Here is a 21,895-nt window from a genome sequence, read left to right as displayed (position 1 = left end):
TCCATGAATGCCTACGTACGCTCTGGCGCACGTGCGGCCGACGCCCTGCGCCCGGTTCGCATTACCCGTTCCTACACCATGCACGCCGAAGGCTCGGTGCTGATCGAGTTCGGCAATACCAAGGTGCTGTGCACCGCTTCCGTCGAGGAGCGGGTACCGCCCCACAAGCGCGGCAGTGGCGAGGGCTGGGTCACTGCCGAATACGGCATGCTGCCGCGTGCCACCCATTCGCGCAGTGACCGCGAAGCCGCCAAGGGCAAGCAAAGCGGGCGCACCCAGGAAATCCAGCGCCTGATCGGCCGCTCGTTGCGTGCGGTGTTCGACCTGAAGAAGCTCGGTGAGCGCACCATCCAGCTCGACTGCGATGTGATCCAGGCCGACGGCGGGACCCGCACGGCCGCCATCACCGGCGCCTTCGTGGCGGCGCAGGATGCGGTGAACGGGCTGCTCGCCAGCGGCAAGATCGCCGAGACACCCATCACGGCGCAGGTGGCTGCCATCAGCGTGGGCATCGTCGAAGGCACCCCGTTGCTGGACCTGGAGTATGTGGAGGACTCCGCCTGCGATACCGACATGAACGTGGTGATGACCGGTGCCGGTCATTTCGTGGAAGTGCAGGGTACCGCTGAAGGCGTGGCCTTCACCCGTGCCGAGATGGAAGCGCTGCTCGCCCTGGCCGAGAGGGGCATTGGCGAACTGATGCGGATGCAAACCGAGTCGCTATCGAAATAAGAGCTGTATACGCAATGTTTTTGCGGGCTGGAGGCGTGTTTTCATGAAAATTGTGTTGGCATCGAACAACCAGGGCAAGCTGCGCGAATTGCAGGCCATGTTTGCGCCGCTGGGCTGTACCCTGGTGTGCCAGAGCGAGCTGGGAGTGCCGGAGGCGCCTGAACCCTACAAGACCTTCGTGGAAAACGCCCTGACCAAGGCACGCAATGCCAGTGCCCACACGGGCCTGCCCGCGCTGGCGGATGATGCCGGCATGTGTGTCGATGCCTTTGGCGGCCTGCCCGGTGTGGACACGGCCTACTACGCCACCCAGTTCGGGTATGAAAAGAGCGACGCCAACAACGTGCGCGCCTTGCTGGAGCAGATGCAGGGACTCACCAACCGTCGCGCTGCCATGGTGAGTACGCTGGTCGCGGTGCGCAGCCCGCTGGACCCCGAGCCCCTGATCGCGGTCGGCCGTGTTGCGGGCCAGATCGCACAGCAGCCGATGGGCAGCAATGGCTTTGGCTTCGACCCCGTGATGTGGATTCCCGAGTTCGGCCAGACCTTTGCGCAGTTGCCCACCGAGGTGAAGAATGCCAATAGCCACCGTGGACGTGCAGCACGCGCCATGGTCGCGTTGATGCAGGAACGCTGGCTCGGCGCAGCTGCGGCGGGTTGAGGCCGTGGTACAGATACCGGTGAACGATGCTGGCCGCGCTGCGAGCGGCCAGGCACCGCAGGATGCACAGCACTACATGCGCAGCGGCAGCCTGCAGTTGCAGGCTTTGCCGCCGCTGGCGCTGTATGTGCACCTGCCCTGGTGCATCAAGAAGTGCCCGTACTGCGACTTCAATTCCCATGCGCAGGACAAGGCGGGGCTGGAACAGGGCCGCTACATCGCGGCCCTGATGGCTGACCTGGAAGCGGCGCTGCCGTCCATCTGGGGCCGGCCGGTGCACAGTGTCTTCCTCGGCGGTGGCACGCCCAGCCTGTTCGAGCCCGAAGCCATCGACACCTTGCTGGCGGGCCTTCGTGCCCGACTGCCCCTGGAGCCGGGTTGCGAGATCAGCATGGAGGCCAACCCAGGCACCTTCGAGCGCGAGCGCTTTGCTGCCTTTGCCCAGGCCGGTGTGACGCGCTTGTCCATCGGCGTGCAGAGTTTCAATGACCAGCACCTGCAGGCGCTGGGGCGCGTGCATGACCGTGCCCAGGCGCTAGCCGCGGTGGAGGAGGCCGCTCGGGCCTTCCAAACCTTCAACCTGGACCTGATGTACGCCCTGCCGGGGCAGACGCTGGCGCAACTCGACGACGATCTCGCCACGGCCCTGGCGTTTGCGCCTCCGCACCTCTCGGTGTACCACCTCACCATCGAGCCCAACACGCTGTTTGCCAAGCACCCGCCGGCATTGCCGCCGGATGACGAGGCCTATGACATGCTCGACCTCATCACCGAGCGCACTGCGGCATTGGGGCTACAGCGCTACGAGGTCTCCGCCTATGCGCGGGAAGCCCATCGCTGCCGCCACAACCTCAACTACTGGACCTTTGGGGACTACCTGGGCCTGGGCGCCGGCGCCCACAGCAAGCTCAGCTTTGCCCACCGTGTGGTGCGCCAGGTGCGCCTGCGCGAGCCTGCGCTGTACATGCAGCGCGCGCTGGAGGGACGTGCATTGGCGCAGGATGAGGATGTGGCCCGTGAGGACCTGGCGTTCGAATACATGCTCAATGCCCTGCGCCTGCGCCATGGGTTTTCCTTGCGGGAGTTCACGGAGAGAACCGGACTGGGCATCAATGCCATCGAAGCGGGCTTGCAGCAGGCTGAGGCCAAGGGCCTGATCGAGCGCGACTTTGCGCGCGTGCGCCCGACGGCACGCGGTTTCGATTTTCTGAGTGACTTGCAGGAAATTTTCCTGTCCAATTCCTAGCACAGGTTCTTTGCGATGGTCGCCGTCTGCATCGGCGGCCGTCGGGATCAGGAGGCGACATGTTTTCGGTCTACGGCAGGGTGGGAAAAATGTTTTCCGGCTCATTGGAGGAGTTGCGCCGCATCGGCCCCAACTCGGCCCTGAAGGCGGTACGGGCGGCGCGTGCCATCGGGCAGGAAGCCATGGACCACATGGGTGTGGATACCTTCAACCTGGGCGGCGAAGGCCCGATGCCCGTTGCGCACCTCCCCGCCGATGCAGCGCACAAGTCAGCCGTTGCGGCCTATGTACAGGCCAGCCAGGCACCGGTACAGCGCCATGCGCTGACCCTGGTCGACTCGATCATGAGCCACAAGGTCGTCACGGTTCCCGACAGCTTCACGGTGGAACAGGCCTGGGCGGCGCTGGGGCAGCATGAGATCGGGCAGGCACCGGTCGTCGACGCACAGGGCGTACTGGTGGGGCTGTTCACCCGCGGCGAGTTGTTGCGCGCCAACCGCCTTCCCAAGGCTGACGCACACCCGCTGGTGTGGCGTGCTTTCATGGCACGCTCGGTGGCCGATGTGATGTGGTCGCCGGTGGCCAGTGTGGCGCTCGGTACCGATATCCGGCGTGTGGCGCGGGTGCTGCTTGATACCGGCCTGCCGGGCCTGCCAGTGGTCGATGCCCAGGGTCTGGTGATCGGCTTCGTGTCGCGCTCGGACATCCTGCAGGCCGTCGTGGCAGACCCGCCGCTCGATCTCTGGACCTGATTCCGATAACCCTCTTCAGCGCTGCAGTCCGCGCGCCCAGCGCGTGTAGATGCGGCTGGCCAGCACCTGGCTGGCAGCGATATCCGCGCTGAGGGTTGGCAGGATGGCCTCGGCGCGCTGGACCCCCGGTGAGTTGCGTTCCTGCATTTCCTGGTGGCCGTCGATGATCCATTCCCGCACCTTGGCCTCGTCCACCTCGCAGTGGAACTGCATGCCGATGTGGCGGTTGTTGAGCACATAGGCCTGGTTGCGGCAGTGGGCCCCAGTCAACACCTGCTGGGCCCCCGCGGGGATGCTGAACGATTCGCCATGCCATTGGAAGAAAACAGGCTCGGTATCCGGTCCGAACCATTCGTTTGCCAATGCGGCATCGGTGGAGCGCAAGCTGCTCCAGCCGATTTCCGCATGCTCGCTGGCCTGCACGGTTCCGCCCAACGCCCGGCTGATGAGCTGCCCGCCCAGGCAATGCCCGATGACGGGCCTGTCCAGCGCGATGGCTTCGCGGATCAGTGCGAACAATTGCGGAAAGTAGGGCAGCGGGTCGTTGGCACTCATGGGCCCGCCCAGGATGCACAGGCCGCTGTGGCCCGCCATGCTGGGAGGCAGCGTGGCCCCGTCGTGCATCGCGTAGACCTGCACCGGTAGCTGCTGTTGTGCACACCAGGTGGCAAAGAAGCTGGGTCCGTCGTTGGCGACGTGCTGGACGATGGCGATCGGAAGCATGGTGGGGGTGGTGCAGCCGCTTTACAGGCCGCTCTTGAACATGGAGAACGTACGTACCTGGATCTTGCGCACGCTCTGGGGCAGGCCTTCGGGCGTCACCATGGTGCGCAGGGTCTGGGCATCCGGAAACACGGTCTTGTTGTTGGCGATTTCCGGGTTCACGAAACGCATGGCCGCCGTGTTGGGGTTGGCGTAGTAGAGCTTGTTGGTGAGCGAGGCATGCACCTGGGGACGCAGGATGTAATTGATGAATTGGTGCGCGGCATCGACTTCCTTGGCGTCGCGCGGAATCGCCATTGAGTCAAAGAACAGCGTGGCACCGTGCGGTGGAATCAGTGCTTCGATGGGTTCGTTGCGCTTGGCCTGGATGGCGCGATTGCGCGCCATGTTGATGTCACCCGAGTAGCCGACCACCAGGCACAGGTTACCGTTCGCCATGCGGTCGATGTAGCCCGAACCCGAGAAGTTGCTGATGAAGGGGCGTACGGCGCGCAGCATCGGTGCAATTTCGGTGTAGTCGCCGACATTGGTGCTGTAAGGGTTCTTTCCGAGGTACATCAGCGCCTGGGGGATGATGGCAGTGGGCGTGTCCACCACACTGATGCCACAGCTTTTTGCCCGGGAGGCGTACTGGGGGTCGAACAGCAGTTGCCAGGGGTTTTCCGGCCACTTCAGGTCACCCAGCGCGGCTTTCAGGCGCGCCGTGTTCACTCCCACGGTGGTGAAGCCCCAGAGCCAGTCCACGAGGTGGTGGTTGCCGGGGTCGACCTTGGCCATCTTTTCCAGAATCGATGCATCGAGGTTCGACCAGTTGCTGAGCTTGCTGCGATCGAGTTTCTGAAACGTGCCGGACTCGATCAGACCCTTGCCGTACTCGGTGCCGATGACCACCACGTCGTAGCCGGAGTTGCCCATGAGCAGGCGTGCCTGCAGGACTTCCTCCTGGTCGAAGGTGTCGTAGCGCACCTTGATTCCTGTTTCCTTCTCGAAATTGCGGATGGTGTCCTCCGCAATGTATTCGCTCCAGTTGTAGACGCTCAGCGTCCGGGGCTCTGCAGCAAAAGTGGAAAGACTGGTCAAAGCACAGGCAGCGATGCCCAGCAGGGCCCGAAGGCGTCGAATCATGGAAATCTCCTCGTGGTGGGTCTTCTTCTCTGGCGTCGCGCAGGACATGAAACCTTTTGTAACAGTATGGCCAGGATTTCCGCGCGCACTGGAGCCACCGAGGGGGTGGACCACGGTGCCACAACAAGGGGTGAATCAGGCTGCTGTCTGGTCGCGCAGGGCCAGAAGCGAATGCAGCTCCTTCAGGAACCGCTCCACACAGACGTCCACAGGCCAAGGTTCCCAGGCTGTTCCGCCGTGTACGGCCTGGAGGGGGTCGTTTTGCAGCGGGGCGACCTCGATGCCGAGTACCGATTGCACCTCCTGCGCATCCCATCCGGCGACATGGATCGCTTCACTGGCAGCTGCCAGGATGTCGGCCTTCTTGTGCCGCGCCTTGTCCTGCGCCGTCCACCAGGCCAGGCCATAGCGGGCAAACACCATCTTCTGCATGCGGTCCATCAGGGCCAGGAATTCCGCGCCCAGCACCGGTTTGAGCGGCGAGATCGGGTCAAAGCCGATCAGGCCTTCCTCGGCGTCGTGCAGCAACTCGCGCAACTGGGCGGTCGGGCTCAAGGTACTCTGGTTGCGCCGGATCTGCAGCACCAGCAGCGAATGCTGGGCCACCGACATCGGCAGCGGCCAGCGCGAGTGGCCACCCCAGCGAAACGTCCGCGCCAGTCCCAGGGCCAGGTCGTGGTCGTCAATGTCGGCAAAGGTCGGGTTGTTCAGATCCATGCGCCGCCCCGAGGGCAGGCGCACCCAGGCGCGGTGAGCTTGGCTTGGCATGGTGTGTGTTGCAACGAAAAAAACCCCAAGCACGCGATGCGCTTGGGGTTTGCATTGTGGCGGAAGCTGTGAGATTCGAACTCACGGAGGGTTTAACCCCTCGCCGGTTTTCAAGACCGGTGCCTTAAACCGCTCGGCCAAGCTTCCAGAAGGCCCGGATTCTACCCAACAAAGCGCCGTAGGGACCGCGCGAACTGCCACAATCGGGCCATGCAAGACTCCGAAGCCCCGCCGCCCGCCCGGCCTGAACAGCCCCGCAATCCCTTGCATGGGGTGACCTTGCAGGCGCTGCTGCAGGCATTGGTCGACTACTACGGCTGGGACGGTCTGGCGCAGCGCATACCGGTGCGCTGCTTCAGTGCAGACCCCAGCATGTCCTCCAGCCTGAAGTTCCTGCGCAAGACCCCCTGGGCCCGCGAGAAGGTAGAGGCCCTGTACCTGGCCACCTTGCGCCATCACCAGCGCGGCGGTTGAGCGGGTCCCTAAACATTCAAAAAGTTTGAATTTAAACGTCAATCAATTGCAAAAATGATTGAATTCATGGGCCCTACACTGCGGGCCCATGACATCGCAAACTTCTTCCGCAACACGTTACTCGACCACCGCCGTGGTACTGCACTGGGTGCTGGGCCTGGCATTGGTGGGCCTGTTCGTGGTCGGCACCTACATGACGGATCTGCCGTTCTCGCCAACGCGACTGAAGCTGTACAACTGGCACAAATGGGCCGGTGTGACGGTGCTGATTCTGTCGGTGGTGCGTCTGCTGTGGCGCCTGACCCACCCGGCACCGGCCTTGCCTCAATCGATGACTGCGGCGATGCCGCAATGGCAGCACCGTGCCTACCATGCGACGCATGCTGCCCTGTATGCCCTGTTCTTCGTCGTGCCGCTGATTGGCTGGGCCTACAGCTCTGCGGCGGGCTTTCCCATCGTTCTGTTCGGCGTGCTGCCTTTGCCCGATTTCGTTGCGGCTGACAAGGCATTGGCCGAGCTGATCAAGCCCTGGCATGAAATCAGCGCCTTGATCCTGGCCGGCTTGGTGCTGCTGCACGTGGCCGCGGCCCTCAAGCACCACTTCATCGACAAGGATGGGTTGCTGGACCGCATGCGCCCCGCCCGTGGCTGAAGACCAAGCAACATTGTTGAAGGAACACACCATGATGACCCCGATCCGATCTCTGACCGCTGCCACGGCCCTGGTCTTGCTCGCCGCCAGCCCCTGGGCCCAGGCTCAGCAGAAACTGGTGCCCGGCCAGAGTGAAATTGTCTTTGTGAGCAAGCAGATGGGCGTGCCGGTGGAAGGGCGCTTCAAGAAATTCGACGCCCAGATCGCCTTCGACCCGGCCAAGCCCGATACCAGCAAGATCGCTTTCACGGTGGACCTGGCCAGCGCCACGGTAGGGGCTCCCGAGACAGATGCGGAGTTGCCCAAGGCCACCTGGTTCAATACGGCCAAGTTCCCGCAGGCAAGCTTCCAGTCCACCGCCGTCAAGGGGCTGGGGGGGGGCAAGTTCGAGGTCAGCGGCAAGTTGGCCATCAAGGGCACCAGCCGCGATGTGGTCGTGCCCGTGGCCCTGAGCCAGAGCGGCGCGACGACCACGGTGACCGGCAGCTTCGGACTCAAGCGTCTGGCCTTCAAGATCGGCGAGAACGAATGGGCCGATACCTCCATGGTGGCAGACGATGTCCAAGTCAAGATCAAGCTTGCCCTGACCGGTGTCGGCAAGATTTAAGTTTCCTTAGTCCCATCAACCAGTTTTCATTCAGGAGAATAACCATGCGTACTTCCTTCATTGCTGCCGCCCTGGCCTTGTCCACACTTGCAGGTGCCGCTGGCGCTGCTGACACCTTTGCGATCGACCCTTCGCATACCTTCCCCCGTTTTTCCTACAACCACCTGGGCCTGTCCACGCAGCAAAGCCGCTTCAACAACACGACTGGCACCGTGACCTTCGACAAGGCCGCCAAGACCGGGTCGGTGGACGTGGTGATCGACATGAAGGCGGTGGATACCGGTTTTGCCCCCTTCAACGGCCACATCCAGGGCGAGGATTTCCTGGATACCGCCAAGTACCCCACCGCCACGTTCAAGTCCACCAAGGTGGTGTTTGAGGGTGACAAGCCCGCTGCCGTGGAAGGCAACCTGACCATCAAGGGTGTGACCAAGCCTGTGACCCTGAAGATCAACAACTTCGTGGCCACCCAGCACCCGATGATGAAGAAGGACGTGATTGCCGCTGATGCGGTGACCACCATCAAGCGTACCGAATTCAACGCCGGCAAGTACGCTCCTTACGTGGGTGACGACGTAACCATCACCATCGCCCTCGAAGCCATCAAGCAGTAAGCAGCTGCAACCGGCGGCGCAAGCGCCTGCACCCCAAGCGACCGGCCCTTGTGCCGGTTTTTTCTTTGTACTGCCACCAAGCCCCGGTGGAAGCTGCGTATTAAGCTACTGAAGCGATAGCGACTGGACCGCTGCAGCGGCCTTGTACTTGGCCACCATCTTGTCGGGTGGCGGGCGTGTTCCGGTGCGCAGCGCCAAACCTCCGGCTTGGCGCTTGGGGTCACCCAGCGTGGCCTTGTTGGACGTGAGATGCGCACCTGACAGGGAGCGCAATTCCTGCACCTCCTGACCCATGGCATCGGCATCGGCAATCTTGGCACCATGCTTGTGCAACACCTGCCAGGCGTTGTCGATCAGGCGGGCGCTGAGCGTTTCGCGGCCGTGCAGTACCAGGTTCTTCACGGCCGCCGCAGGGTTGCCCGACATGCTCAGGGCCATGGCCACTTCGGCCATTTCGAGTACCTTGGTCTGGCATTCCCGGATGCGCGCCTCATAGGGCGGGTGCAATTTGGCGCTGCCGGCCAGCAACTCGGTGAGCGAGCGGTTGTTGCAGAAGCGCATGCCCAGGGTCGTCACGACGGCGTCCACTTCGTCGAGCTGGATCGAGCGCGTGGCCAGGTGGCACAGCAGCGCCACGAGGTTGGACGCCGACTCGAAGTCGAAATCGGGTTCGCGGATGGTCTTGCAGGCCTGGCGCACTGCATCCACCGAGGCGGCGAACTGGCTCTGCATGATGAGGTTCAGGGTCTGGACGATGCCGCACAGGCGTTGCAGGCGGCGGTTGTCCTCGTCCTTCTCCAGCAGGCGCAGGAAGTCGTCGTAGCAGCGTTGCAGGCCCTTGCGGTCGGCCAGTTCGAGGCGCGTGAAGGCCAGCAGCACCAGGGTCTGGGCGTCGAACATCTTCGAGTCCAGGCCCATGCGTACGGTCTTGTCCAGCAAGGCTTCCGCTTCCTTGTGGTCCCCAGCGTAGTAGGTCATCATGGCCAGGCTCTGCACCCGCGTGATGGCGTGCGGTGTGAGCGTGGCTGCCATCTTGTAGGTCTCCAGTGCCTTGTCGAACTTACCCAGTTCGATCTGGGCACGGCCCATCACGTCATAGGCGTCAGCGAAATTGCCGTCGCTGCTGATCAGGCTCTCCAGCGTGCTGGTGGCCTGGGTTACCTGCCCGGCTTCGAGCTGGGCCCGCGCCACGCCCAGGCGCGCCCAGGGCAGGGTCTTGGCGTCCACCACTGCCTTGTACAGGGCCTGGGCATCGGCCGGACGCTGCAGGCGCAACAGCAGCTCCGCGCCAACGCGCGCGGCGTAGAGCCAGAACTTGCCCTTGGACTCGAAGCGTTGCATGCACAGGGCTGCGGCCTCTTCGAATTTCTCGTTGTCGATGGCCTCGAAAATCTCCCGCAGGGACTCCTTGCGCAGGCGGGCGGCATGCAGGCGTTCGGCCAGCTGGGTGGCCTTGTGCGGCTTGAGCAGGTAGCCATCCAGCGCCGATTCCGCTGCTTCGGCCACCTTGGCGTAGGTGGCTTCCGCCGTGATCATGAGGAACACCGTGGAAAAGGGCAGCAGCTGGTTGCGGCGCAGGTCATCGAGCAGGTCTTGCCCGGTCATGGCATCGGTCGAAAAGTGCTGCTCGCACAGCACGAAGTCGAAGGTGCGGAACTCGAGTTGCTTGCGTGCGTCCTGCGCACGTGCAGCTTGCGCCACCGAGCCCACACCGAAGTCGCGCAGCTGCGAAATCAGGATCGAGCGCGACGTGGGGTTGGCATCCACCACGAGGGCCGAGCACGAGGAAAGGTCGTCCGCTATCAGTCGCATAAAAGGCGTGCAGCCATGGTCCAACTCCACGGCGTTGTGGCAACAGTGCTACTTATACCCTTTTTGGTGCGTAATGAATAGCAGAAAAGCCGCGCCAGCGGTGGGCTGGGGCGGCTCGAAGGGTACTGCGGGGCGGGGTTGAACTCAGAACGTGTTGGCCGCCTTGGCTGCTGCCAATGCCGTCATGTTCACGATGCGGCGCACGGTGGCCGAGGGGTTGAGCACATGGGCGCTGGCGGCGGCGCCGAGCAGGATCGGGCCGATGGTGACGTTGTGTGCCGAGGTCATCTTGAGCACGCTGAACAGGATGTTGGCGGCATCCAGGTTCGGGCAGATCAGGATGTTGGCTTCGCCATGCAGCGTGCTGTCCATCGTGGCGTTGTTGCGCACCTCGTCACTGAAGGCGGCGTCGCCATGCATCTCGCCGTCGCATTCCACATCGGGGCAGGCTGCCGCAAACAGGTCGCGGGCGCGGCGCATCTTGAGCGCCGAGGCGCGGCTGCTGGAGCCGAAGTTCGAGTGCGAGAGGAAGGCCACCTTGGGCGGCAGGCCGAAGCGGCGCACTTCGTCCACCGCCATCTGGGCAATGGCGGCGAGCAGTTCGGCGCTCGGGTCTTCGTTGACAAAGGTGTCGGCAATGAAGAGCGTGTGCTTTTCCAGCATCAGCGCGTTGAGCGTAGCCAGGCCCGGCGCGCCTTCCTTGACGCCAATCACGTCGCGGATGTGGTCGAGGTGCACGTCGAAGCGCCCGTGCAGGCCGCAGATCATGGCGTCGGCATCACCCAGCTTGACCATCAGGGAGGCAATGGTGGTGGTGCTGCGGCGCACTGCCGCCTTGGCGGCTTCGGGGCTTACGCCACGGCGCCCCAGCAGGCGGTGGTAGGTCTCCCAGTACTGTCGGAAGCGCGGGTCGTCTTCGGGGTTCACGCACTCGACGTTCTCGCCGAGCTTCAGGCGCAGGTCGGACTTCTTGATGCGCGCCTCGATGACGGCAGGACGCCCGATCAGGATAGGCACGGCCAGGCCTTCGTCCAGAGTGACCTGGGCGGCGCGCAGTACACGTTCGTCTTCGCCTTCGGCAAACGCCACGCGCTGCGGTGTGGCCTTGCGCGCGGCGTTGAACACCGGGCGCATCACCATGCCGGTGGAGTAGACGAAACGCATCAGGCTCTGGCGGTAGGCGTCCAGGTCGGTGATGGGGCGCGTGGCCACGCCGCTTTCCTCGGCAGCCTTGGCCACGGCCGGGGCAATGCGCAGGATCAGGCGCGAATCGAAGGGCTTGGGAATCAGGTAGTCAGCCCCGAAATGCAGTTCCTGGCCTGCGTAGGCATTGGCCACTTCCTCGCTGATGTCGGCCTTGGCCAGCGCGGCGATCTCGCGCACGCAGGCCAGCTTCATGGCTTCGGTGATCTTGGTGGCACCGCAGTCCAGCGCGCCACGGAAGATGTAGGGGAAGCACAGGACGTTGTTCACCTGGTTGGGGTAGTCCGATCGGCCGGTGGCAATGATGCAGTCCGGGCGCACGGCCTTGGCCAGCTCGGGGCGAATTTCGGGCTCGGGGTTGGCCAGGGCCAGGATGATGGGGTGGGGCGCCATGGTCTTGACCATGTCTTGTGTGAGCACACCGGCCGTGGAGCAGCCCAGGAACACGTCGGCACCGGTCACCACGTCGGCCAGGGACCGGGCCTCGGTCTTCTGTGCGTAGCGCGCCTTTGAGGCGTCCATGCCACCGGCACGGCCCTCATAGATCACGCCCTTGGAGTCGCAGACATAGATGTTTTCGCGCTTGGCACCCAGGCCCACGATCACGTCCAGGCAGGCAATGGCCGCGGCACCGGCACCGGATACAGCGAACTTCACTGCGCCTATGTCCTTGCCTACCAGCTCCAGCCCGTTGAGCACCGCAGCGGCCGAGATGATGGCGGTGCCGTGCTGGTCGTCGTGGAACACCGGAATGTTCATGCGCTCCGTCAGTGCCTTCTCGATGTAGAAGCACTCAGGCGCCTTGATGTCTTCGAGGTTGATGCCGCCCAGGGTGGGCTCCATCGCGGCGATGATCTCGATCAGCTTGTCCGGGTCGTTCTCGGCCAGCTCGATGTCGAACACGTCCACGCCGGCAAACTTCTTGAACAGGCAGCCCTTGCCCTCCATCACCGGCTTGCCGGCCAGCGGGCCAATATTGCCCAAGCCCAGCACGGCGGTGCCGTTGGTGATCACGCCCACCAGGTTGCCGCGGCTGGTGTATTCGGCAGCCAGGCTCGGGTCGGCCTGGATGTCCAGGCAGGGGTAGGCCACGCCGGGCGAGTAGGCCAGCGAGAGGTCACGCTGGTTGGTCAGGGGTTTGGTGGGCTGGACGGCGATCTTGCCGCGGCTGGGCAGGCGGTGGTAGGCGCGTGCAGCATCGCGCAGCATGCTTTCTGCGGGGGACAATTCTTGGGACATGGGGAACTCCAAACTTCACCGGCGCGCAGTGACTGCGCCACCGGAACGATCAAATTCACGCCTGACGATGCAGGCGGCCTGGGCTTGCCAGCCGGGGCAGTGCGGGTGACTGCCCGAAAAAATGGGATGCTGGCCTTTTAGGCCCGCATTGCGGGACCCGGGTACCGTCCCGCTCCAATGCGAAGGGGGTCAACTCTAGCACGTCAGGCGCCCCGGGCAGTAGCCCAATCGGAGGAAGGGGATCAGGCGCTCAGCAAGTCGGCGAGGCTGCGAGCCACCACCTTGGTGGCGCGGCGCAGGTCTTCGAGCACCAGGTTTTCATCGGCGCGCTTGGCGTTCGATTCGAGCACCGTGCGTGGCCCGGCGCCGTAGATGACGCCGGGAATGCCGCGCTCCACATACAGGCGCACGTCGGTGTACAGCGGGGTGCCCAGCGCGGGGATGTTCTCGCCGAACACGGCGCTGCCGTGTTTCTGTAAGGCGTTCACCAGCGGCTGGTTCCCGGCCAGGGGCTTCATGGCGTTGGCCAGCAGCATGCGGCGCACGTCGACGCGAATGCCCTTGCTCCCGCGTGGCGGGTTGTAGCTGGCGGCGGCGGCAGCGATCACATCGCGCATTTCCTGCTCCACTGCGCCAGAGTCTTCCTCAGGGATCATGCGGCGGTCGAGCTTGAACACCACCTTGCCCGGTATGACGTTGGTGTTGGTGCCGCCGTTGATGAGTCCGATGTTCAGGTAGGGGTGGGTGATGCCTTCGACCTGGGAGCGGATCTTCTTGTACTCGGCATTGCGCGCGTACAGTGCGTTCATGATGTGCACGGCTCCTTGCAGCGCGTCGGTGCCGCTGTCGGGAATGGCGGCGTGGCTCATCTCGCCGTGCACGGTCACTTCCATCTGCAGACAGCCGTTGTGCGCCACCACCACCTGGTAGCTGAAGCCGGCGGCAATCATCAGGTCTGGCTTGGTAATGCCCTGTTCCAGTAACCAGCCGGGGCCGACGTCGCCCCCGAATTCCTCGTCGTATGTGAAGTGCAATTCCACGCTACCCGTCTGGGGCTTGGCGACCGCTTCCAGCGCCCGCACCGCAAAGGTGAAGGTGGAGAAGTCGCATTTGCTGACCGCGGCCGCGCGGCCATAGATCTTGCCGTCGGCAATCTCGCCACCGTAGGGGGGGTGGGTCCAGCCGTCACCGGGCGGAACCACGTCGCCATGGGCGTTCAGGGCTATCGTTTTTCCGGAGCCGTACTGGCGGCGCACGATCAGGTTGGTGATGCTCTGCAGTCCGGCCGCATCGACCGCCGCTTGCGGGGGGGCGTGCTGCTCGGCCTGCATGCCGAAGGCCTGCAGCAATTCGGCGGTGCGCAGCGCGTGGGGCGTGTTGTTGCCCGGGGGTGTGTCGGTGGGTACGCGGATGAGTTCCTGCAGGAATGCCACCTGTTCGTCGAAGTGGGCGTCGATCCAGGCGTCGAGTTGTTCGTAGGCGGTCATGCGGTGCAGTCCTTGGCAAGTTGGTGGACGAGGTGGTTGAAGGCCTGAACGGCCAATTCCATGTCGTCGCTGGTGGTGGATTCGAGCGGGTTGTGGCTGATGCCGCTGTTCTGCCCGCGCACGAACAGCATGGCTTGCGGCATCAGCTCGTGCAGCTTCATGGCGTCATGCCCGGCGCCGCTGGGCATGCGGTGCACCGGCAGACCGGTGGAGGCCACGGCGGCTTCCCAGCGTGCCTGCCAATCCGGGCTGCTAGGGGCAGCGCTGGCACGCATGGACTCCTTGACCGTGTGGTGCAGCCCGCGCTGCTGGCAGACGGCAGCCAGCTTTTCCAGCACATCACGCTCCAGCGCATCGCGCTGCGCATTGCTGGGTGCGCGCAGGTCGAGCGAGAACAGGCAGCGCCCGGGTACCACGTTCACCGACCCCGCAGGCACGTGCAGCTGGCCTACGGTGGCAACCGAGTCGCCGTCGGTGCGGGCGCGCTGTTCCATGAAGAGCATCAGCTCGGCCACCGCCACGGCGGCGTCGCGGCGCCGGTCCATGGGGGTGGTTCCGGCATGGCTGGCCATGCCCACCACTTCGCACTGGTAGCGCACGCTGGCGTTGATGGAGGTCACTACCCCCAGGGGCAGGTTCAGCTCATTGAGTACCGGGCCCTGTTCGATGTGCACTTCCACGAAGCCCAGGTAGTCGTCCGGGTTGCGGCGCAGTTTCGCAATGTCGTCCACGCACAGGCCGGCGTGCTGCATGGCGGCGCGCAGGCTGATGCCCTGGGCATCGACCTGGTCCAGCCACTCGGCCTTGAAGTCGCCCACGAGCGCGCCCGAGCCCAGGAAGGTGGCCGGGTAGCGCTGGCCCTCTTCCTCGGAAAACGCCACCACCTCCAGCGCGAAGGGCAGGCGCTGTTCCGCAGCGTGCAGCTGCTGCACCACCGCCAGCGGCACGAAGATGCCCAGACGGCCGTCGTATTTGCCACCGTTGCGCACGGTGTCGTAATGGCTGCCGGTCAACAGTGTTTTTGGCTTCTGGCCCGCGTATTCATTGCGTAAGCCGCTACTGGATTCATAGCGACCGACGACGTTGCCGACGGCGTCGATGTGCACGCTGTCGAAGCCGCAGTCGTGCATGTTCTTGGCGATGCGCTGGGCGCAGGCGCGGTGGGCATCGCTGAGGTAGGTGACGGTGAGCTGGCCCTGTTCGGCAAAGGGAGGCTCCGAATGCTGGGCCAGCGCCTCGTGCCAGTCCCACACCCGATTGCCCACTTCCGGCACCGCCCTGAACTTGTCCTGCAGGCGGATTTCGGCAATGCGGTGGATGTTGCGCAGGCATTCCTCACGTTCGAAGTCGGGGTGGCCGTGCAGACGGCGCTCAAAGGTGGCAATGATCTCGGCCTTGTTCAGCCCCGTGCCGCGTGGGCCGCGCACGGCCAGGATGAAAGGGAAGCCGAACTTGTCGTTGTAGGCCGCGTTGAGCTGCTGGATCTTCTCGAACTCGGCCGGCGTGCACTGCGTAAGACCCGCCTTGGTCTGCTCGTTGGTGCTTTCGGCCGTGAGGCTCTTGTCCACCATGGCCTTGCCAGCCAACTCGGGGTGGGCGCGTATCAGGCCCAGCTGCGCTTCGCGGGGGGCGGCGGCCAGTACCTGCGCACAGGCGTGCTTGAGCTGGGCCAGTGAGGCAAAGGGGCGTTGTTGCAGGGCCTGTTCGGCAATCCAGGGCGAGTGCTCGTACAGGCCGTCGAGCAGGGCTACGGCCTCCTGCAATGGTGCCGCGTTGAGTTGGTCCAGGGTCAGGGGCATGGGTGGGCCTCAGGCAGTTGGCGCAGGCTGGTAGGGGTGGGTGGCGCGCCAGTGGCGGGCAATGTCCACGCGGCGGCAGACCCACACGTCGGCGTGGCGTTCGATGTGGTCGAGGAAACGCTGCAGTGCGGTGATGCGACCGGGGCGGCCCAGCAGGCGGCAGTGCATGCCGATGCTCATCATGGCGGGCTGGTTCAGACCGTTGGGGTCGCCCTCGGCATAGAGCGTGTCGAAGCTGTCCTTCATGTACTGGAAGAACGGGTCCGCATGCGAATAGCCCTGGGGCAGGGCAAAGCGCATGTCGTTGCAGTCCAGGGTGTAGGGCACGATGAGCTGCGGCACCACCGTGCCGTCGCTGCGCTGCACTTCCATCCAGAAGGGCAGGTCGTCGCCGTAGTAGTCGCTGTCGTATTCGAAGCCGCCGTAGTCCGCCACCAGGCGGCGGGTGCGCGGGCTGTCGCGCCCGGTGTACCAGCCCAGGGCACGCTCGCCCGTGAGCTTCTCGATGGCCTGCATGCCTAAGCGCATGTGCTCGCGCTCGGTGGCTTCGTCGATGTTCTGGTAGTGGATCCAGCGCCAGCCGTGGCAGGCGATCTCGTGGCCCAGCTCCTTGAACGCGGCAGTCAGGTCGGGGTGGCGTTCCAGTGCCATGCCCACGCCGAACACGGTCAGCGGCAGGCCCCGCTTCTCGAACTCGCGCAGGATGCGCCAGACACCCACGCGCGAACCGTATTCGTAGATGCCGTCCATGCTGATGTGGCGGTCGGGAAAACTGGCCGGGTTGAACATTTCCGAAAGGAACTGCTCGGAGCCGGCATCGCCATGCAGCACGCAGTTCTCGCCGCCTTCCTCGTAGTTCAGCACGAACTGCACCGCCACGCGGGCCCCACCGGGCCAGCGGGCATGGGGTGGGGTGGGGCCGTAGCCCTTCAGGTCGCGCGGGTAGGGCGCGTTGCTCTGGTAGATGCCGTGGTAACCGGGGCGCTGCAAGCTCATTGGAAAACCTCCGTGCTGCGCACTGCGGTGCGCGCTTGTTGGGGGCGGCCCTGCACTGCGCTCATACCGTTTCCTCTTCCAGGATGTTGAGCGTGGCGGCCACGTTGCGCAGGTGTTCGTCCATGCAGCGTACGGCGCGCAGTTCGTCGCCGGCGCGCATGGCGTCGACCAGGGTGGCGTGTTCGTCGACCGAATGCGAGGCCGCCGTACTGGACTGGTACATCAGGGTAATGAGGGCACAGCGGGAAATCAGCTCGCCCAGCATCTGTGCCAGCACGGTGTTGCCCATGAGTTCCGCCATGTGGACATGGAAGTCGCCCAGCAGCGTGGTGCGACCGGCGACGTCGCCGCGGGCGATGGCCATCTTTTCCTGAGCAATGTGGTCTTCCAGCGCGCGCAGTTGGCTCTCGGTCTGCTGCGCCATGAAGGCCTTGACCAGGCCGGCCTCCAGCATGCGGCGCACGCCGAACACCTGGCGTGCCTCTTCCATCGACGGAGCCGCCACAAAGGCTCCGCGGGCTGGCTCCAATGTCACCAGGCGCTGCTGCGAGAGCTGGAACAGGGCCTGGCGCACCAGGGTGCGGGATACGCCAAACTGATCGGCCAGGCGTTGTTCGGCCAGTTTGGAGCCGGGCTGCAGGCGGTGTTCCACGATGGCCCGGGTCAGTGACTCCACGATCGCATCGGTGGGGGTGACAGAGGAGGGAGATGAGGCGTGCATCGCGGCATGATAGCCGTATTCGAAAAAAGTGTATACACTTTTACGGACGATCGAAAACCCCCATACAAGGAGACACGATGGGCCTGAGTACGCACGTTCTGGACACCATGCACGGCTGCCCCGCATCCGGCATGGAAGTGGCGCTGTACACCACCGAAGGCGAGCAGGCCACGCTGGTCAAGCGCTTTCAGCTCAACAGCGACGGCCGCAACCCGGACGGCCCGCTGTACGACAACGCGAGCCTGAAGGTAGGCACCTACCGCCTGGTGTTCGACGTGGCAGGGTATTTCAAGGCCAGAGGCGTGGCACTGCCCGAGCCGAACTTCCTCAATCGCGTAAGCCTGGACTTCGGCGTTGCCCATGCCGATCAGCACTACCACGTGCCGCTGCTGGTGAGCCCCTGGAGCTATTCGACCTACCGCGGCTCCTAGCCCTTCGTGCGCTGCCATGCAAAAAGCCACCCGAAGGTGGCTTTGCGCATTTCGTCGGTGGGAATCAGCCGTTGATGGTGGTCTGCAGTTCACCGCTTTCGTACATCTCCATCATGATGTCCGAGCCGCCGATGAATTCGCCCTTGATGTAGAGCTGGGGAATGGTGGGCCAGTTGCTGTACTCCTTGATGCCCTGGCGGATGGCGTCGTCTTCCAGCACGTTGACGGTCTTGATGGCCTTGGTGTCCACACCGCAGGCCTTGAGGATCTGCACCGCGCGGCCCGAGAAGCCGCACTGCGGGAAGCTGGCGGTTCCCTTCATGAAGAGCACGATGGGGTTGTTCTTGACCAGTTCGTCGATGCGTTGTTGGGTGTCGCTCATGGCTGTGGGTTCCTTGCAAAACAAGGCGCGGATTATTTCACCATCGTTACAGCCCGACCTTGACGTAGTACAAAGGTCGTAGGCGGTGTATGGGCATGGGCCCAGGTTCTGCACGGTTGCACCTTGCGCTCACTGGCGATGGTTGTTTTGGAAAATTGCCTTTTTTGCAGTTAAATGGCCACATGATTCCAATAATCAAACCTAAGAAGGCATATTGGCAATAATCTGCTCCGCAATGCGACGTAAGATTGCCTTCAATCTGCCTTATCTGGAGTGTCTACCGTGTTGTCTCAGCCCGCATCCAAGTACCAAGCCTTCGCTCCCGTCCAGTTGTCCCAGCGCCAGTGGCCTTCGCGCACGCTGGACCGTGCCCCAATCTGGATGAGCACCGACCTGCGTGATGGCAACCAGTCGCTGTTCGAGCCCATGGACGTGGCGCGCAAGCTGCAGATGTTCAAGATGCTGTGCGATATCGGCTTCAAGGAAATCGAAGTGGCCTTCCCCAGCGCTTCGCAGACCGATTTCGATTTTGTCCGTACCCTCATCGAAGACGGTCACATTCCCGACGACGTGACGATCGAGGTGCTGACGCAGTCTCGCGAGCACCTGATCCGCCGCACCTTCGAGTCCCTGGTGGGTGCCAAGCGGGCCATCGTGCACGTGTACAACGCCACGGCGCCTGTGTTCCGCGAAGTGGTGTTTGGCATGGACAAGGCCGAGGTGGTGCAGCTCGCCACCGAATCCGTGCGCCTCATCAAGCAGTTGGCCTCCGAGAACCCGGCCACCGAATTCGTGTTGCAGTACAGCCCCGAGGTGTTCACCAGCACCGAACCCGAATTTGCATTGGAAATCTGCGACGCGGTCACCGAGGCCTGGGGCGCTACACCGGACAACAAGATCATCCTCAACCTGCCCGCCACCGTGGAGGTGGCCACGCCGAACGTCTACGCCGACCAGATCGAGTGGATGCACACGCACCTGGCACGGCGCGACAGCATCGTGCTGAGCCTGCACCCGCACAACGACCGCGGCACGGCGGTGGCAGCGGCCGAGCTGGCGCTGATGGCCGGTGCCGACCGCGTGGAAGGCTGCCTGTTCGGCCACGGCGAGCGCACTGGCAACGTGGACCTCGTGACACTGGCGCTCAACCTTTACACCCAGGGCGTGAATCCGGGGCTGGATTTCTCCGACATCAATGCTGTGGCCCGCACGGTGGAGCACTGCACGCAACTGCCCATTCACCCGCGTCACCCCTATGTGGGCGACCTCGTGTTCACCGCGTTCTCGGGCTCGCACCAGGACGCCATCAAGAAGGGCTTCGCTGCGCAGAAGGAACGAACCACCTGGGACGTGCCCTACATGCCCATCGACCCGGCCGACCTGGGCCGCAGCTACGACTCGGTGATCCGCGTCAACAGCCAGTCCGGCAAGGGTGGCGTGGCCTACCTCATGGAAACCAGCTACGGCATCGTGATGCCACGCCGACTGCAGGTGGAGTTTTCCGCCGAGGTGCAGAAGTGGACCGATAGCCACGGCGGCGAGATGACGGCCCCCGACCTCTGGGCGCTGTTCGATTCCACCTACCTGCAGGCACCGCAGACCGGCGTGCGCTATGTCGAGCACCACCTCTTCGAACACCCTGCCGCCAGCGGCAAGCAGCACGTGCAGGGCATCCGCCTGGGGCTGAACGTGAATGGCCAAAGCCTGCTCGTCAGCGGCGAGGGCAATGGCCCCATCGACGCCGCGGTGCATGCGCTGCAGAGCATCGGCATCCAGGTGCAGGTGCGCAGCTTCGAGCAGCGCTCCACCAACGCCAGCACCGAAAGTGCCCATGCCCAGGCCTGTGCCTTCCTGGAGCTGGCACCTGCGCAGGGCGGCAGCGAGCGCTATGGCGTGGGCTTGGACAACAACATCGTCACGGCCAGCATCCGCGCCCTCATCAGCGGCGTGAATCGCCTGGGGCTGGTGCCCAGCGACGAGCCGGCCGACATGGCAGCTTAGGCGGGCTGGTTGTACACGGCCTTTGGTCAGGGAATTCCCTAGGCCGCTGCATGGCGCCAAGTCCAACAATGGGGCGAACTGGCGCAGTGTGCACCAAACGGGGGATGCAATGAACGATGGTGACGTTTCCAGACGTCGATGGATTCGCCATTGGAGTCGGATGTTGGGACTGGTCGCCTGCGCGGGTGTGTCGCCGCTATCACTGGCGGCGGAACCAACGCTGCGCATAGCATTCATTAACCCTGACCGGGCGGGTAACCCGTTTTGGGACAAGTTGACCAGCCTTATGCAGGCTGCCGCCACACGCTTGAACATTGATCTGCAGGTCTACTATGCAGGCACCGGCCGCTTTCAGTCCCTCAGTGTTGCGGAACAGGCTCTGCAAGCGCAGCCCAAGCCTGACTACCTGGTGTATATCGCCCAGGCCGGTACGGTGGCACAGATCCTTGCGGCGGCGGAAGCCGCCAAGGTGCACTCCTTTATCTTGAATACCGATCTGTTGGCTGAGGACCGGGCCCGCGTAGGCGCACCGCGCGAGCAGTTCCGATACTGGATCGGTCATATGTTTCCCGACGACGTACAGGCGGGCGCTGCCCTGGCCACGGCCCTCGCGGGCGCTGCCAGAAGCAAGGGAGCGCGCCAACCCATCGAGATGATCGCTTTGTCGGGTACCCGGGATTCGTCGGCGGCGTTGGACCGCGGTGTAGGGCTCGAACAGGTGCTTGCCAAGAACAATGATATGCGGTTGAACCAACTCGTCTTTGCCGGATGGGACCCGCAAGAAGCGTTCACGCGCACCGTAGGTCTTTTGCGTCGTTACCCCCTTACCCGTGTCTTGTGGGCTGCCAGCGACGCCATGGCCTTACGCATGATCGACGCGGCACGTCAGATGCAGAAGACACCGGGGCGGGATGTCTTTATTGGTGGTGTCGACTGGAGCGACGATGCGCTGGCAGCAATCGCCAAAGGTGATCTGAGTGCCAGCGTGGGTGGTCATTTCATGGATGGGGCTTGGGCCATGGTGTTGCTGTACGACTATCACAACGGCAAGGACTTTGCTTCGGCTCTCGGCTCCACCATCCGCTCACCCATGCAGGTCATCGATGCGGGTAACGTGGCCACCCAGCGCAAGTTGCTGTTGAGCAGGCGCTGGGACACGATCGACTTTCGGCAGTTTTCACGGGTTTTTAACCCTTCGTCCAAGCAATACGACTTTGGATTAAAGGCACTTGCTGCAGCGACGCGATCGTAAGTAGGGTGTGCGGTGCCGCCTGGTCAAGCACCTTCGTCGCGTGAATCACACGGCGTACCTTGCGCAAGCGTGCCCCCTGTTCCGTGACCTTGCGCCAGTCGGGTATGCATGGCCAATGGTCTGTGCCTGCCAGTAGCGGTCCCATTCAGTGGCATCGGCGCTTCAGAAGTCATCGCTGGTCGGCCGTCCATATGATGCAGCGACGCTCCGCGAGCCGT

General features: G+C 63.8%; 21 protein-coding genes and 1 tRNA gene. 11 read left to right on the top strand and 11 right to left on the bottom strand.

The genetic code is table 11. The features are described 5' to 3' along the window. Positions 1-3: 3 nt before the first annotated feature. The 4 genes from rph to RQP54_RS16285 all read left to right on the top strand — a co-directional run bounded on the left by rph (position 4) and on the right by RQP54_RS16285 (position 3,391). The gene (gene rph, locus RQP54_RS16300) at positions 4-732 is read left to right on the top strand and encodes a ribonuclease PH (protein WP_315679473.1); all 729 of its coding nucleotides are present in this window, start codon (positions 4-6) and stop codon (positions 730-732) included. Positions 733-775: 43 nt separating this feature from the next. Then, entirely contained in the window at positions 776-1,393 is a 618-nt protein-coding gene (gene rdgB / locus RQP54_RS16295) for an RdgB/HAM1 family non-canonical purine NTP pyrophosphatase (RefSeq protein ID WP_315679472.1), read from the top strand. Positions 1,394-1,469: 76 nt separating this feature from the next. After that, complete coding sequence (hemW, locus tag RQP54_RS16290) at positions 1,470-2,639, top strand: radical SAM family heme chaperone HemW (RefSeq protein ID WP_315679739.1); 1,170 nt, start codon at positions 1,470-1,472, stop codon at positions 2,637-2,639. A gap of 59 nt (positions 2,640-2,698) precedes the next feature. Next, positions 2,699-3,391: an HPP family protein gene (locus RQP54_RS16285; RefSeq protein WP_315679471.1), complete on the top strand. Its 693-nt coding sequence runs from the start codon at positions 2,699-2,701 to the stop codon at positions 3,389-3,391. A gap of 15 nt (positions 3,392-3,406) precedes the next feature. On the opposite strand, the gene RQP54_RS16280 is transcribed toward RQP54_RS16285, so the two are convergent. The 4 genes from RQP54_RS16280 to RQP54_RS16265 all read right to left on the bottom strand — a co-directional run bounded on the left by RQP54_RS16280 (position 3,407) and on the right by RQP54_RS16265 (position 6,154). Then, a complete protein-coding gene (locus RQP54_RS16280; protein WP_315679470.1) occupies positions 3,407-4,114 on the bottom strand; it encodes a type 1 glutamine amidotransferase in 708 nt (235 codons plus the stop codon). 21 nt (positions 4,115-4,135) lie between these two features. Beyond that, complete coding sequence (locus RQP54_RS16275) at positions 4,136-5,239, bottom strand: extracellular solute-binding protein (RefSeq protein WP_315679469.1); 1,104 nt, start codon at positions 5,237-5,239, stop codon at positions 4,136-4,138. Between the two features lie 135 nt (positions 5,240-5,374). Next, on the bottom strand, positions 5,375-6,007 hold the full coding sequence (locus RQP54_RS16270) for a phosphohydrolase (RefSeq protein ID WP_315679468.1): 633 nt from the start codon (positions 6,005-6,007) through the stop codon (positions 5,375-5,377). A gap of 57 nt (positions 6,008-6,064) precedes the next feature. After that, a tRNA-Ser gene (locus RQP54_RS16265) sits at positions 6,065-6,154 on the bottom strand. Positions 6,155-6,217: 63 nt separating this feature from the next. Here RQP54_RS16265 and RQP54_RS16260 point away from each other — a divergent pair. From RQP54_RS16260 to RQP54_RS16245, 4 genes are all read left to right on the top strand, one after another. Then, positions 6,218-6,481 (top strand): VF530 family protein, encoded by a 264-nt coding sequence (locus RQP54_RS16260; protein ID WP_315679467.1) that lies wholly within the window; start codon positions 6,218-6,220, stop codon positions 6,479-6,481. Positions 6,482-6,569: 88 nt separating this feature from the next. Further along, positions 6,570-7,133 (top strand): cytochrome b, encoded by a 564-nt coding sequence (locus tag RQP54_RS16255; protein WP_315679466.1) that lies wholly within the window; start codon positions 6,570-6,572, stop codon positions 7,131-7,133. Positions 7,134-7,167: 34 nt separating this feature from the next. After that, positions 7,168-7,740 (top strand): YceI family protein, encoded by a 573-nt coding sequence (locus RQP54_RS16250; RefSeq protein WP_315679738.1) that lies wholly within the window; start codon positions 7,168-7,170, stop codon positions 7,738-7,740. Between the two features lie 44 nt (positions 7,741-7,784). Continuing rightward, entirely contained in the window at positions 7,785-8,354 is a 570-nt protein-coding gene (locus tag RQP54_RS16245) for a YceI family protein (RefSeq protein ID WP_315679465.1), read from the top strand. A gap of 105 nt (positions 8,355-8,459) precedes the next feature. Here RQP54_RS16245 and RQP54_RS16240 read toward each other — a convergent pair whose 3' ends face one another. The 6 genes from RQP54_RS16240 to RQP54_RS16215 all read right to left on the bottom strand — a co-directional run bounded on the left by RQP54_RS16240 (position 8,460) and on the right by RQP54_RS16215 (position 17,611). Further along, the gene (locus tag RQP54_RS16240; RefSeq protein WP_315679464.1) at positions 8,460-10,166 is read right to left on the bottom strand and encodes a response regulator; all 1,707 of its coding nucleotides are present in this window, start codon (positions 10,164-10,166) and stop codon (positions 8,460-8,462) included. A 144-nt stretch (positions 10,167-10,310) separates the two neighbouring features. Next, positions 10,311-12,608, bottom strand: a complete 2,298-nt coding sequence (locus RQP54_RS16235) for an NADP-dependent malic enzyme (RefSeq protein WP_315679463.1) — start codon at positions 12,606-12,608, stop codon at positions 10,311-10,313. Positions 12,609-12,850: 242 nt separating this feature from the next. Beyond that, positions 12,851-14,095 carry an ArgE/DapE family deacylase gene (locus RQP54_RS16230; RefSeq protein WP_315679462.1) on the bottom strand — a complete coding sequence of 415 codons (1,245 nt, stop codon included), beginning with the start codon at positions 14,093-14,095 and terminating at the stop codon, positions 12,851-12,853. Then, complete coding sequence (uraD, locus tag RQP54_RS16225; RefSeq protein ID WP_315679461.1) at positions 14,092-15,894, bottom strand: 2-oxo-4-hydroxy-4-carboxy-5-ureidoimidazoline decarboxylase; 1,803 nt, start codon at positions 15,892-15,894, stop codon at positions 14,092-14,094. The genes RQP54_RS16230 and uraD overlap by 4 nt, the downstream gene beginning before the upstream one ends. Before the next feature lie 9 nt (positions 15,895-15,903). Continuing rightward, positions 15,904-16,890, bottom strand: a complete 987-nt coding sequence (gene puuE, locus RQP54_RS16220) for an allantoinase PuuE (RefSeq protein ID WP_315679460.1) — start codon at positions 16,888-16,890, stop codon at positions 15,904-15,906. Between the two features lie 61 nt (positions 16,891-16,951). Beyond that, positions 16,952-17,611: a GntR family transcriptional regulator gene (locus RQP54_RS16215; protein ID WP_315679459.1), complete on the bottom strand. Its 660-nt coding sequence runs from the start codon at positions 17,609-17,611 to the stop codon at positions 16,952-16,954. 77 nt (positions 17,612-17,688) lie between these two features. Here RQP54_RS16215 and uraH point away from each other — a divergent pair, with 77 nt between their 5' ends. Then, positions 17,689-18,042, top strand: a complete 354-nt coding sequence (uraH, locus tag RQP54_RS16210; RefSeq protein ID WP_315679458.1) for a hydroxyisourate hydrolase — start codon at positions 17,689-17,691, stop codon at positions 18,040-18,042. A 64-nt stretch (positions 18,043-18,106) separates the two neighbouring features. Here the strand turns inward: uraH and grxD are convergent, their stop codons facing one another. After that, positions 18,107-18,424: a Grx4 family monothiol glutaredoxin gene (gene grxD, locus RQP54_RS16205; RefSeq protein WP_315679457.1), complete on the bottom strand. Its 318-nt coding sequence runs from the start codon at positions 18,422-18,424 to the stop codon at positions 18,107-18,109. Positions 18,425-18,706: 282 nt separating this feature from the next. Between grxD and leuA the strand changes: the two genes are divergently transcribed. Together leuA and RQP54_RS16195 are read left to right on the top strand one after the other, a co-directional pair. Further along, on the top strand, positions 18,707-20,425 hold the full coding sequence (gene leuA / locus RQP54_RS16200; protein WP_315679456.1) for a 2-isopropylmalate synthase: 1,719 nt from the start codon (positions 18,707-18,709) through the stop codon (positions 20,423-20,425). 163 nt (positions 20,426-20,588) lie between these two features. Further along, positions 20,589-21,677: an ABC transporter substrate-binding protein gene (locus RQP54_RS16195; protein ID WP_315679455.1), complete on the top strand. Its 1,089-nt coding sequence runs from the start codon at positions 20,589-20,591 to the stop codon at positions 21,675-21,677. The last annotated feature ends 218 nt before the right edge of the window (positions 21,678-21,895 follow it).

The organism is Curvibacter sp. APW13 (genome assembly GCF_032337135.1).
Lineage (GTDB): Bacteria > Pseudomonadota > Gammaproteobacteria > Burkholderiales > Burkholderiaceae_C > Allorhodoferax.
This window is presented reverse-complemented; position numbering and strand designations above follow the sequence as displayed.

Bases quoted from the DNA above. Each gene is read 5' to 3' on its own strand.
- rph (WP_315679473.1), top strand. From the start codon at position 4: ATGAATGCCTACGTACGCTCTGGCGCACGTGCGGCCGACGCCCTGCGC.
- rdgB (WP_315679472.1), top strand. From the start codon at position 776: ATGAAAATTGTGTTGGCATCGAACAACCAGGGCAAGCTGCGCGAATTG.
- hemW (WP_315679739.1), top strand. From the start codon at position 1,470: ATGCGCAGCGGCAGCCTGCAGTTGCAGGCTTTGCCGCCGCTGGCGCTG.
- RQP54_RS16285 (WP_315679471.1), top strand. From the start codon at position 2,699: ATGTTTTCGGTCTACGGCAGGGTGGGAAAAATGTTTTCCGGCTCATTG.
- RQP54_RS16280 (WP_315679470.1), bottom strand. From the start codon at position 4,114: ATGCTTCCGATCGCCATCGTCCAGCACGTCGCCAACGACGGACCCAGC.
- RQP54_RS16275 (WP_315679469.1), bottom strand. From the start codon at position 5,239: ATGATTCGACGCCTTCGGGCCCTGCTGGGCATCGCTGCCTGTGCTTTG.
- RQP54_RS16270 (WP_315679468.1), bottom strand. From the start codon at position 6,007: ATGCCAAGCCAAGCTCACCGCGCCTGGGTGCGCCTGCCCTCGGGGCGG.
- RQP54_RS16260 (WP_315679467.1), top strand. From the start codon at position 6,218: ATGCAAGACTCCGAAGCCCCGCCGCCCGCCCGGCCTGAACAGCCCCGC.
- RQP54_RS16255 (WP_315679466.1), top strand. From the start codon at position 6,570: ATGACATCGCAAACTTCTTCCGCAACACGTTACTCGACCACCGCCGTG.
- RQP54_RS16250 (WP_315679738.1), top strand. From the start codon at position 7,168: ATGACCCCGATCCGATCTCTGACCGCTGCCACGGCCCTGGTCTTGCTC.
- RQP54_RS16245 (WP_315679465.1), top strand. From the start codon at position 7,785: ATGCGTACTTCCTTCATTGCTGCCGCCCTGGCCTTGTCCACACTTGCA.
- RQP54_RS16240 (WP_315679464.1), bottom strand. From the start codon at position 10,166: ATGCGACTGATAGCGGACGACCTTTCCTCGTGCTCGGCCCTCGTGGTG.
- RQP54_RS16235 (WP_315679463.1), bottom strand. From the start codon at position 12,608: ATGTCCCAAGAATTGTCCCCCGCAGAAAGCATGCTGCGCGATGCTGCA.
- RQP54_RS16230 (WP_315679462.1), bottom strand. From the start codon at position 14,095: ATGACCGCCTACGAACAACTCGACGCCTGGATCGACGCCCACTTCGAC.
- uraD (WP_315679461.1), bottom strand. From the start codon at position 15,894: ATGCCCCTGACCCTGGACCAACTCAACGCGGCACCATTGCAGGAGGCC.
- puuE (WP_315679460.1), bottom strand. From the start codon at position 16,890: ATGAGCTTGCAGCGCCCCGGTTACCACGGCATCTACCAGAGCAACGCG.
- RQP54_RS16215 (WP_315679459.1), bottom strand. From the start codon at position 17,611: ATGCACGCCTCATCTCCCTCCTCTGTCACCCCCACCGATGCGATCGTG.
- uraH (WP_315679458.1), top strand. From the start codon at position 17,689: ATGGGCCTGAGTACGCACGTTCTGGACACCATGCACGGCTGCCCCGCA.
- grxD (WP_315679457.1), bottom strand. From the start codon at position 18,424: ATGAGCGACACCCAACAACGCATCGACGAACTGGTCAAGAACAACCCC.